The 11,670-nt window shown below is 64.6% G+C and carries 8 protein-coding genes; 2 read left to right on the top strand and 6 right to left on the bottom strand.

Annotated elements, in window-relative coordinates:
• Window positions 1-175 precede the first annotated feature (175 nt).
• Window positions 176-1,516 (top strand): ISL3 family transposase, encoded by a 1,341-nt coding sequence (locus Uis1B_RS10910; RefSeq protein WP_243390361.1) that lies wholly within the window; start codon window positions 176-178, stop codon window positions 1,514-1,516.
• Between the two features lie 84 nt (window positions 1,517-1,600).
• Here Uis1B_RS10910 and Uis1B_RS10905 read toward each other — a convergent pair whose 3' ends face one another.
• The 6 genes from Uis1B_RS10905 to rpoZ form a co-directional block, all read right to left on the bottom strand.
• Window positions 1,601-3,217 carry a transcription antitermination factor NusB gene (locus Uis1B_RS10905; protein WP_243390360.1) on the bottom strand — a complete coding sequence of 539 codons (1,617 nt, stop codon included), beginning with the start codon at window positions 3,215-3,217 and terminating at the stop codon, window positions 1,601-1,603.
• Window positions 3,210-4,169, bottom strand: coding sequence for a methionyl-tRNA formyltransferase (gene fmt, locus Uis1B_RS10900; protein ID WP_101618260.1), 960 nt, complete (start codon window positions 4,167-4,169; stop codon window positions 3,210-3,212). The genes Uis1B_RS10905 and fmt overlap by 8 nt, the downstream gene beginning before the upstream one ends.
• Before the next feature lie 75 nt (window positions 4,170-4,244).
• Window positions 4,245-4,952 (bottom strand): HAD family hydrolase, encoded by a 708-nt coding sequence (locus Uis1B_RS10895; protein ID WP_101618258.1) that lies wholly within the window; start codon window positions 4,950-4,952, stop codon window positions 4,245-4,247.
• An 89-nt stretch (window positions 4,953-5,041) separates the two neighbouring features.
• Window positions 5,042-7,324: a primosomal protein N' gene (locus Uis1B_RS10890; protein WP_101618256.1), complete on the bottom strand. Its 2,283-nt coding sequence runs from the start codon at window positions 7,322-7,324 to the stop codon at window positions 5,042-5,044.
• An 81-nt stretch (window positions 7,325-7,405) separates the two neighbouring features.
• Window positions 7,406-8,614 (bottom strand): methionine adenosyltransferase, encoded by a 1,209-nt coding sequence (gene metK, locus Uis1B_RS10885; RefSeq protein ID WP_101618254.1) that lies wholly within the window; start codon window positions 8,612-8,614, stop codon window positions 7,406-7,408.
• 404 nt (window positions 8,615-9,018) lie between these two features.
• Complete coding sequence (gene rpoZ / locus Uis1B_RS10880; protein ID WP_101618252.1) at window positions 9,019-9,303, bottom strand: DNA-directed RNA polymerase subunit omega; 285 nt, start codon at window positions 9,301-9,303, stop codon at window positions 9,019-9,021.
• 205 nt (window positions 9,304-9,508) lie between these two features.
• On the opposite strand from rpoZ, the gene ilvD reads away from it, so the two are divergent.
• Entirely contained in the window at window positions 9,509-11,371 is a 1,863-nt protein-coding gene (ilvD, locus tag Uis1B_RS10875) for a dihydroxy-acid dehydratase (RefSeq protein WP_101618250.1), read from the top strand.
• The last annotated feature ends 299 nt before the right edge of the window (window positions 11,372-11,670 follow it).

Genomic DNA, 11,670 nt, shown 5'->3' with positions numbered 1-11,670 from the left:
GGCCTTCGGAGCATATTCTCGTCGGATGATCGACGCCGCGGTCAGCGGTTAGGATCGCAGTGCCTGGTTTGGGATCGGTGGGTTGGGATCGATGGTTTGGGATCGATGGTTTGGAGGCTCTTCCGATTTTGGTGTGTAAGGGCCGTGCGGTTTCATTCGTTGTGTGAAAGAAAAAATGAAGAAAACCGCGCGGCTTGCCATCGAGTCTAGCGCGTTTGATGGCCGTGTCCTGCTCGGTCTCGACAAGCTGGGGTTGAATCCCGTCTGGCAGCGGCACGAGAAGGCCGGCTCGCGTGCGGGTGTGTGGCTGATCGGCTGCGAGTCCGGGGACGACACGGCACGCCGTTGCGCGCGGTGCGGTGACGCCGGACGGATCCGCTCCTCGTGGCTCCGCCGGTTGGCGCACACGCCGGTCGGCCAGCACGCCGTGCATCTGATGGTGCGGGTGCGCCGCTACGAGTGCGTGCCGTGCGCGCGCTCGTGGACGGACGACCTGACCCGCGTCGCCCCGGAGGGCAGGCGGCTGACGGAGGCGGCGGCGTGGTGGGCCGCGGCCGAGGTCGTGCTGAAGTCGAAGAGCATCCTGGCGTGCGCGCGCGACCTGCATTGCTCGTGGGGGGCCGTCAATAAGGCCGTATTGGAGAAGGGCATGGAGACGCTGGTCGGCGACCCGCATCGCCTGGACGGGGTCGAGACGGTCGGCGTGGACGAGCACGTGTGGCGGCGCACCCGGCACGGCAACAGGTACGTGACCGTCATCGTCGACCTGACCCCCAGGAGGCACGGCCGGCCGGCCCGCCTCCTGGACATGGTCGAGGGCAGGAGCGAGAAGGCGTTCGCCCGGTGGCTCGCCGAACGCACCCAGGCGTTCCGCGACGCGGTGAAGGTGGTCGCGATGGACGCGTTCGCCGGATACAAGAAGGCCGCCCGCCGCGAGATCCCCCACGCCGTGGAGGTATTGGACCCGTTCCACGTCGTCAGACTCGCGGGCGACAAGCTCACCGCCGTGCGATGCCGGCTCCAGCGCGAGCGGACCGGCCGGCGCGGCACCAAGGACGACCCGTTGTACAAAGGCAGGCGCGTGCTGCTGAAGACCGAGGCCTTGAGGACCGACAAACAGCGGGAGCGCGCCGCCCGCCTGCTCGACGACCCCGCCAACGTCGCGTTGAGGCTCGCGCACGGCGCCTACCAGAGGATCATCCGCTGCTACGCGCAGGAAGACCGCAAACGGGGACGCGGCATGATGGCCGAGCTCATCGAGGCGCTCAACGCCAGGGGAGCCGCGCCCGGATGCCCCGAACTCGCCGTCTTGGGCCGTACTCTGAAACGCCGCATGGGCGACGTCCTCGCGTTCTTCGACCGGGAGCACAGCGCCAACGGGCCCACCGAGGCCATCAACGGCAGACTCGAGACCCTACGCGGCATCGCCCTCGGCTTCCGCAACCTCGACAACTACATCACCCGCAGCCTCCTGCACGCCGGAGGCTTCAGACACACCATCCAGACCCACCTATGACACACGCCCCTTACACACCAAAATCGGAAGAGCCGGTTTGGAACCGGTGAGTTAGGACCGATGTCCGGGTGAGGATCAGGAGGATCAATGTCTGCGCAGCAACGAGATGAACATCTGGTCGGTGTCATGCAGATGGCTGAACAGCTGCACGTCGCCGGCCGTCCGCGGCAACGGCAGATCGGGGTTGATCCTCGCCAGCACGGCCGTGGCGTCCAACCGTTCGGCATCTTCGCGTGACGAGATCACCGCGTCCACGATTCGCCTCGTTTCGCCGAGCGCCGGCGAACAGGTGACGTAGGCGACGACGCCACCGGGACGAACCGCATCCAACGCGCTGTTCAGCAGGCCGCGCTGTATCTCGGCCAGCGAGGAGATATCCTCAGGTCGCTTGCGCCAACGTGCCTCGGGGCGTCTTCTCAGTGATCCGAGTCCGGAGCATGGGGCGTCCACCAGAATCCGATCGAAGGTTGATGCGAACCGTTCGCCCAGTTGCCGGCCGTCGCATTCCAGCACTTCGTCCACCGTGCCTTCGGCGAGTCCGGCGACGTTGCGTCGTACCAGTTCGGCACGATGGTGACTGGGCTCGTTCGCGGTGAGCACGGCCCCACGCCCGGACGCGAGCGCACCCAGCAACGCGGTTTTGCCGCCCGGCCCGGCGCACATGTCCAACCAGCGCCGATCACCGTCGCCGTGATCACCGTCGCCCGGCCGATCGCCGTTGCCGTCCGCGTCCATGGGGGCGTGGGCGAGCGCCAGCGCCGCCAGCTGGCTGCCCTCATCCTCCACGCCGACCTGTCCGGCGTGGACAGCCGGCAGCAGTTCGGGATTGACGCCGTGGACGCGCAATGCGTACGGGCTCCACAGGCCCTTCCGGTATTCGGATCGTTTCGGCAGCTGGTCGATCAGTTCGTCCATGTCGATCAGACCGGGACGGGCCACGAGCGTGACGGGCGGTGTCGCGTTGTCCGAGGCAAGCATCCGAGGCAATGCGTCGGTATCGTCGGCGTATCCGGCGGCACGCCAGGCGGCATCCAGCTCGTTTACGATCCATTCGGGGTGGGAGTATCGTACGGCGAGTCTGGCGGCGGTTTGCTCACGAGGCACCCGGGAGACCACCAGGGATTCCCACTCCTGTCGGTCGCGATCCGATACTCGGCGCATCACCGCGTTGACGAAGCCGGCCCTCCCCCTGCCATACAGCCGGCGGGCGAGCTCCACGGTCTCTCCGACCGCGGCGTGGGCGGGAACGTCCATGAACAGCGTCTGATACGCTCCCAGTCTCAGTACGGTGAGCAGACCGGGATCGATGTCGTCCCGCCCTCGTTTCGCCGCGGCCGTCACCACGGCGTCGAGCAGTCCTCGCCAGCGTTGCGTGCCGTATACCAGTTCGGTGACGAAGCCTGCGTCCGACCCGCTCATCTGCGCGGCGGACAATGTTTTTGGTAGCAGTAGGTTGGAGAATCCGTCCTGCTCATCGATGCGCATGGTTGTTTCGAAGGCCACGCGGCGAGGGTCCGCACGTTGCAGGTTCACGCGATGCCGGTTCGGACGCGAGGTATGCCCGGTATGCTCGCCGTTGCCCGAGGCGCCTGCGGCTGCCTGCGATCGAGTCTGCCTGGGTTCATGCCCCTGCGCGGCGCGATTGCGTCCTTTGGGATTGGATCGGCGTCCCGATGCCGAGCCCGAACGGCTTTCAGCCAAGATACGCCCCCTCGCCTAGACGGGCGCCGCGAGCCCAGTCGGCGGCACGCATGGCCTTCTTGCCTTGTGCCTTGACTTCGATCAGTTCCAATGCTCCGGTGGCGGTGCCCACCCACACGTTTTTCTTGCCGACCGCCAGCACGCCCGGCTTCAGTTCGGCAGGCACACGCGGATCGTCGCCGGTGGCCGGCCGTGCCGCAAGCACATGCAGACTGATCGGCTTGTTGGCCTCATCGGCGTGCAGCCACGCCCAAGCCCCCGGTTCGGGAGTGCAGGCGCGGATCTGACGGTCGACCGCGTCCAACGCCGAATGGAAGTCCACATGAGCGTCATCGGTGCGGATCTTGTCGGCGATGGTCACACCGTCCTGCGGCTGAGGTACGGGGGCGGCGGTGCCGTCGGCCACGGCGAGCATGGCCTCGACCAGCAGCGGGGCTCCGAGCTCGGCCATGCGTCCCAGCAGTTCGCCGGAGGTTTCATGCTCGCCGATCGCGTTGCTTGATTGCAGCAGGATCGGCCCCTCGTCCATGCCTTTGGTGATGCGGAACACCGTGGATCCGGTTTCAGGCTGCCCTGCCCATACCGCGCGCTGGGCCGGCGCCGCGCCACGCCACTGAGGCAGACGGGAGAAGTGCAGGTTGTACCAGCCTTTCGGCAGGGCGTCAAGCACGGCGACGGAGAGGATCCTGCCGTAGGCCACCACGGCTGCCGCCTCGATGTTCAACTCCTTGAGCCGGTCCGGGAAGCCTTCGGCACGCGGATCGTCGTCGATCACCTCGATGCCCAGTTCACCGGCCGCCATCTTCACCGGACTGGGAGTCATCCTGCGACCGCGACCTTTGGGCGCATCGGGACGCGTGAGCACGGCCGCGACCTCAAGTCCGTCGGTCGCGGCCAGCGCCTTCAACGAAGGTACGGCAACATCGGGGGTACCGGCAAACAGAATTCGCATATACTTCGAAAACCTTCCTTGTTCCTTACTTCGGATTGTTCGCGCTTCGTGCGGCTTCGCACCGCCGTTACGGCGCTACTGCCGTGCGGCGGGAATGTTCACCCCGGCGTCGACGAGCAGCTGACGCAACGCGACCGGACTGGTGAACTGCACACCGCGAATGCCCACCGCATTGCCGCCGGCCACGTTCTCGGACTTGTCGTCCACGAACAGCGTGGTGTCGGCGCTGATGCCGAACTCGCGCAACGCATGTTCGAAGATGTCGGCATGGGGTTTGCGCATGTGGATCGGGCCGGAAATCACCTTGCCGTCGAGCATATGCAGGATGCGGAACTGGTCATAGGCTGCGGGGAACAGCTCGCCGGACCAGTTCGAAAGCCCCCATACGCCGACGCCGGCCTCCTTCAGGTCGGCCACCAGTCTGCGGGCGCCGGGCACCACGCCGGCCAGCGAATCCTCGAAATTGTCGAAGTAGTAGCGGAACACCTCGGCCCAGCGTTCACCGTGCGTCCGCCGCGCCCAGTCCACAGCCTCGTCGAGGGTGGCGCCGCCATCGGTGAGATTGCACACATCGTAGAATCCCGACTGCTCGTTGTCGAGGAACTTGTCGATGGTCTTCTGCGAGTAGCGGCTGATCAGTGCGTCGGCCGGATGCCAGTACACCAGCACATTGCCGAAGTCGAAGATCACGTTGTCGATCGGCTTGCCCGCCGCATTCGCCGCCGCGCCTTCGGCGATGATGACGTCCTGTTCCATATCCGGCTGATCCGGCCAACCCTTCATGGCATTCCTTTCGCGTGAACGTTCCAAACTGCCGTATCCATCGAAACACGCAATCCGGACGAATCGGACCGTCCTGATCATCACAGCCGCTACAGTACGTCCTTCGGATTGATCTTGAACCGCAGCTCCCCCGGTTCCCTACCGGCCACATGCGTGCACACGGCGACCCGCAGACGCTTCGCCAGCTCCGCGGACCGTCGCCACGGCACGCGAACGATGGCCCGTACACGGTCCTGAGAACCTTCCAATGTGCGGTTGAGTCCAAGCTCGGGGGCGATTGGCACCGGGCCGAGCACCGCGGGCCATTCCATGTCCTCGTCCGTATCGCCGGCATCGTCCGTATCGCCGACGTCGTCCGCGCGATCCGTATCGTCGATCTTCAGCACGGCCAAGTCCCCGGTAAGCGCTCCGATGCGGTCGAGGGCCGTCATCACCGCCCGACGATCGCCCCACACCGACGCCGCACCCACCGTGGGCGGCAGCACCGTCTCCTCACGCTCCTCCACTTCACGCGCGGCGAGAATCCGTGGATCCCAGACCACCAGGGAATGAGCGAGAGCCGGATCGGCCTCCCCGACCAGCAGCACCTGCCCTCCTCTGGTTCGAGGCGCACACAGCGCCGCGGCACGCATCCACGCGGTCAGCGCGTCGATTCGGGCGTCGATGCCCAGCGCATACAGGCTGGTCCAGGCGTCAAGGATCACCACCGCCTGATATGTGCTGGACAGGCCCGCGGCTTCGCCTCCCGGAGCGGGACGCATGGGAACGACACGCGGCTCGGCACCCGGAGTGGCGATCACGATCTGCGGCTTGCCGGCCACATCCTCGATGATGCCTCTCGGCTGGTTCGGCGTGGACACCATGATCGGCACGCCGTGAAACAGGCCCTGCAGTTCCCGCAGCGTGCCTTCGGCGTCCACCCGCACCGCGCGCATCCGGTCGCACCCGCATTCCCGACACGTCCAGTGCACGGCCGCGTAGCCGCACCAGCGGCATTGCGCGGCGGAGTCCGGCATCTGAAGCAGAGGTCCCGCGCATCTGGAGCATCGCGCCTGACGCCGGCATTTCGCGCAGGCGAGTACCGTGCCGCTGCCGCGGTACGGTACCGAAAGCAGCACCGGCCCGGTTTTCAACGCCCGGTTGATCACGCTCACCGCGGTATGCGGCACTCTTGCGCCGATCGCGGGATCGGCCAGCCGGGAAAGCTCCTCGCGGTTCAGCCATCGCGTCCACGGCGTCGCATCCTTGGCGACCGCCGACAGTGCGTGCAGTTGTATCGCATGTCGTTCATGCTCGACCTGCCATTGGCTGAGCGGGCTGCGTGCGTGTCCGGCCGCGATGAACACGCCGCCATGCTCTCCGGCCCGAAGCTGCAGCACGTCGCGCGCGTTGGCGTAGGGCATCAGTCCGTCGGCGTTCTGGTAGGCGGAGTCGTCGACGATGGCGAACAGGGCCGGCCCCTCCACCGGCGCGTACATGGCCGCACGGACTCCGATCACGCATCGCACGGCTCCCGTAGCGACGGCCATATACGAACGGTAGCGCAGTTCGGGGGGCATCGACGCTTCAAGCGTCGCCACGTCTCCGGACCACACGCCGTTGCCGGCCGCGGAAGGCGCGAAGGGCTTCAAGCCATAGGCGGCGAGTGACCGTGCCATGTCGGCGACATGCCGCATGTCGGGCAACACCACGACGGCTGATCTGCCGATCATCAGCGCATGGGCCACGGCCCACGCGAGATCCTTGGCCCAGAGTCTGGGACCTGGCAGATTGTCCCACACCACGTTCGCGTAGGTCTTCGAATTCAGCGCGTCCCGCAGTTCGCGGGCACCGGCGTAGCTGGATTCGATGCGGGCGAATCCTTTGAGATCGGGATCGGCGAGCATGGCCGACAGCTCCTCGCTGCGCCGCTTCAGACTCTTGTCGCCCGCGACGTACTCCCGGTCCACCTTGGCGCTGCGCGGGGGAACGGCGACGCGCAGGATGTTCGCCACGGTACCGCCGAACATGTCGGCGATGCGGGTCACGTCCTCGCGCATTCGCTTCGACAGCACCACGCGCGGGGAGATCACCCGTTCCAGAAACCGCAACGAGGAGCTGGGGGTGTCGCTGTGCTCGGCACGCTCCCAGATGAATCCGTCGAGCAGCTTATGGCCGAACCGCACCCGCACCCGCACGCCGGGCTGCGCGGCTTCGGACGACTTCTCGTCGACGAGATAGTCGAAGGTACGCCCCAGATGCGTGGCCTGCACGTCGATCATCACACGGGCGATGGGCATACGGGCGGCCGGGATCTTCTCCGCCGGCGTCCGACGACGTCGTTTGCGGGGCGCCAACCCGTCCAGCGCCAACTGCTCCGCCCTGTTGTTCATCCCTATAACGTACCCCGCCCTCATCCCAAGCGGAATATGTCTGACGATGAGGGCGGGGTATGGTCATACGGCCGTGGACGATCAGATGGCGGCCTTGAGCTCTTCGACCTTGTTGGTCTTCTCCCACGGGAATTCCACGTCCTTGCGACCGAAGTGGCCGTAGGCGGCGGTCTTCTCGTAGATCGGGCGCAGCAGATCCAGCTCGTCGATGATGGCGGCCGGACGCAGGTCGAACACCTTGCGTACCGCGGCGACGATCTGATCGCGGGTCACGCCGATCTCGGAGTTGAAGGTCTCCACGTTGATGCTCACCGGGTCGGCCACGCCGATAGCGTAGGCCACCTGCACCTCAATGCGATGGGCCAGACCGGCGGCCACCACGTTCTTGGCCACCCAGCGGGCCGCGTAGGCGGCGGAACGATCGACCTTCGAGGGGTCCTTGCCGGAGAATGCGCCACCGCCATGATGGGCGGCACCGCCATAGGTGTCGACGATGATCTTGCGGCCGGTCAGACCGGCGTCGGCCGCGGGACCGCCGAGGATGAACGAACCGGTGGGGTTCACCAGCACGCGGAAGTCGTCGTGCTTCACGCCTTCGGGCAGTTCGGCGTCCAGCACCGGCTTGATCACATGCTCGGTCAGGTGTTCCTTCAGCCAAGCCTGATCGACTTCGGGGTCGTGCTGGGTGGAGACGAGCACAGTGTCCACGCGAAGCGGATTGCGCTTGTCGTCGTATTCGATGGTGACCTGGGTTTTGCCATCGGGACGCAGATGCGGCACTTCGCCGCTCTTGCGCACCTCGGTCAGCCGGTAGGCCAGACGGTGGGCGAGCGTGATCGGCAGCGGCATGAGCACGTCGGTTTCGTCGGAGGCGTAGCCGAACATCACGCCCTGATCGCCGGCTCCCTGCGCCTCGTACCGCTCCTCGCGGGAGGCTTCGGACTCCTGTTCGGCGTTGAGTCGGGAGACTCCCTGATTGATTTCGGCGCTCTGCTCGCCGATGGAGACGAGCACACCGCACGAATCGGCGTCAAGACCGATTTTGGAGCTGGTGTAGCCGATGCGGTGCAGGGTCTTGCGCACCACATGCTGAATGTCGACGTAGCCGTTGCTGGAGACTTCGCCGAACACGAAGAACTGACCCTTGGTGGCGCTGGTTTCGACGGCCACGTGGGAGTGCGGATCCTGGGCGAGCATATCGTCCAGCACGGCATCGGAGATCTGATCGCAGACCTTGTCGGGGTGGCCTTCGGTCACCGATTCCGCGGTGATGAGACGCGGTTCACTCATGACATACCTCTTCTGGTTGCTTGTACTTGGTCTTCGGACGAGCGCCCTATCAGGTATCAGGCCCTGTGGTCGAAGAGATTGCTGTTGCTGTGTTCTGTTATCGGCTATGCCGTATCCGGCGTGATCGCCCGACCGATCGGACCCGGTCGGTCAGACTCGATCGGTCGGGCGTGACCGGTCGGGTGCCGTGCGCGGACATACCGGCATATGTAGGAAAGGCCCGTTGCCAACCGGTTCGGTGTGGCACGAGCCTTCACTGATGTACAGTTCTATCCGATTCCGTCCGCGTATTCAATGCGATGTTCGCTTTCGGCGACACAATTCGATAACGATTGGAGCAATGACGCCGCCCGATGCCGTTGCCGGATACGGACGATGCGAATACCGCGAACGTTGCGAACGGATCAGTTGCCTTCGTTGACGTCGTCCTCGCCGAGGGTCTCCTCAAGCAGACCCTCGTTGATTTCGCGGAACGCGATGGACAGCGGCTTCTCCTGATTCTGGTATTCAACCAACGGACCGACGTTCTGCAGCAGACCTTCGTTGAGCTGGGTGAAGTAGGAGTTGATCTGTCGGGCGCGCTTGGCGGCGAAGATGGCGAGCGCGTACTTGGAATCCGCGTGCTGCATCAGATCGTCGATAGGAGGATTAGCGAGTCCCTGAGGTTCGGGGCTGGTGCCGAGTGCCATGGTGATGTTCTCCCAACATGTAAGACTTTAAGGAATTCCTTCAATCCGCAGTTAGTATAGTCAGGCGTAAGGACACGCTGGGCGGTATGTTCGAAGCACCACCGAACACGCAGTCCCCCTACCACCGCAAATGTGAACAAAACGGAAATTCCACTATTCGGCTATTGACAAATGTCGTGTCCTCCATAAGGGATTGAATAGAGGCATGACTGAAATGCGATCTGCAAAACTCATGAACGGTCGCGTCTTCGCGGGCGCGCGAGCACTGTATCGAGCCGCCGGCGTCGACGGCAAGGATTTCGGCAAGCCGATCGTGGCCATCGCCAATTCCTTCGATGAATTCCTTCCCGGCCACGTTCACCTCAACAAGGTCGGCCGCATCGTTTCCGAGGCCATCAAGGAGGCCGGCGGCATCCCCCGCGAGTTCAACACGATGGCCGTGGACGACGGCATCGCCATGGGCCACACCGGCATGCTGTACTCCCTGCCTTCGCGCGACATCATCGCCGACACCGTTGAATATCAGGTGAACGCGCACTGCGCCGACGCCCTGATCTGCATCCCGAACTGCGATAAGGTCGTCCCCGGCATGCTGATGGCCGCGCTGCGACTGAACATCCCCACGATCTTCGTTTCCGGCGGCCCGATGGAGGCCGGCACCACCACGCTGGCCGATGGCACCGTGAAGAAGAACACCGATCTGATTTCGGTGATGTACGCCTCAGCCGACGACAACGTGACCGAAGAGGATCTGCTCAACTACGAGAAGACCGTCTGCCCCACCTGCGGTTCCTGCGCCGGCATGTTCACCGCCAATTCGATGAACTGCCTCACCGAGGCCATCGGTCTGGCGCTGCCGGGCAACGGCACTATCCTCGCCTCGCACGGCTTCCGTAAGGAGCTGTTCCGCAAGGCCGCCCGCGAGATCGTGCACATCGCCAACCGCTACTATCACGAGAACGATGATTCGGTGCTGCCTCGCTCCATCGCCACCAAGCATGCGTTCGAGAACGCCATGACCATGGACGTGGCCATGGGCGGTTCCACGAACACCGTGCTGCACATCCTTGCGATGGCCCAGTCGGCCGACGTGGACTTCACGCTGGACGACATCGAACGCATCTCGCACACCGTGCCGTGTATCTGCAAGGCCAGTCCGTCTGGCAAGTGGGAGATCTCCGATGTGCATCGTGCTGGCGGCATCACCGGTATTCTCGGCGAGCTTGATCGCGCCGGCAAGCTGCATCGTGACGTGCATTCCGTGGATTACCCGTCGCTGGAGGCCAAGCTCGACGCCTGGGACATCATGCGTCCCACCTGCACCGAGGAAGCCAAGACGCTGTTCCATGCGGCTCCGGGCCACATCATCTCCCCCGAACCGTGGACGCATGAGACGCTGTTCGATTCGCTCGACACCGATCGCGTGAACGGTGCGATCCACGACATCAACCATCCGGAGATCCATGAGGGTGGTCTTGCCGTCCTGCGTGGCAACCTCGCTCCTGACGGCTGCGTGGTGAAGACCGCCGGCGTGCCGGAGGAGATCTGGAAGTTCCGTGGCCCGGCGCTGGTGGTTGAATCCCAGGAGCAGGCCATCGAGGTGATTCTCAACGATACGCTGAAGCCCGGCATGGCTCTGGTGATCCGCTACGAAGGCCCGAAAGGCGGCCCGGGTATGCAGGAGATGCTGTATCCGACGTCGTTCGTCAAGGGCAAGGGCATCGGCAAGCAGGTGGCCATGCTCACCGACGGCCGCTATTCCGGCGGTTCCTCCGGTCTGGCGATCGGCCATATCGCCCCCGAGGCGGCCAACAAGGGTCCGATCGCACTGATCAGGAACGGCGACATCATCAACATCGACATCGAGAACCGTGCGGTGAACGTGGAGCTTTCCGATGAGGAGCTGGCTCAGCGTCGTGCCGAGCTTGAGGCCGGGGATGGTTATGTGGCTCACCGTGACCGCAAGGTTTCGCAGGCTCTGAAGGCGTATGCGGCATTCGCCCGCAGTGCCGACAAGGGTGCGACGAGGGATCCCGAGCTCATCGACAAGCTTTCCGGTCTCGCCTGATCGTCAGACTGACCGAAACGGCCGACCGATACGATAATGGCCCGCACGTCATCTCGGCGTGCGGGCCATTATCGTATTCACATACGTCGAACCGGCCAACGTGCCGTGACTCCCAATCCGAATCGGCAGGTAATGCGTGCGGCATCGGTGCGATGGACGGCGAAGGCGTATTCACATACGTCAAGCCGGCCAACGTGCCGATCACACCAACCCGAATCGGCAGGTAATGCGTGCGGCATCGGTGCGATGGACGGCGAAGGCGTATTCACATACGTCAAGCCGGCCAACGTGCCGATCAC

It is taken from the genome of Bifidobacterium margollesii (assembly GCF_002860355.1).
Taxonomy (GTDB): Bacteria; Actinomycetota; Actinomycetes; order Actinomycetales; family Bifidobacteriaceae; genus Galliscardovia; species Galliscardovia margollesii.
This window is presented reverse-complemented; position numbering and strand designations above follow the sequence as displayed.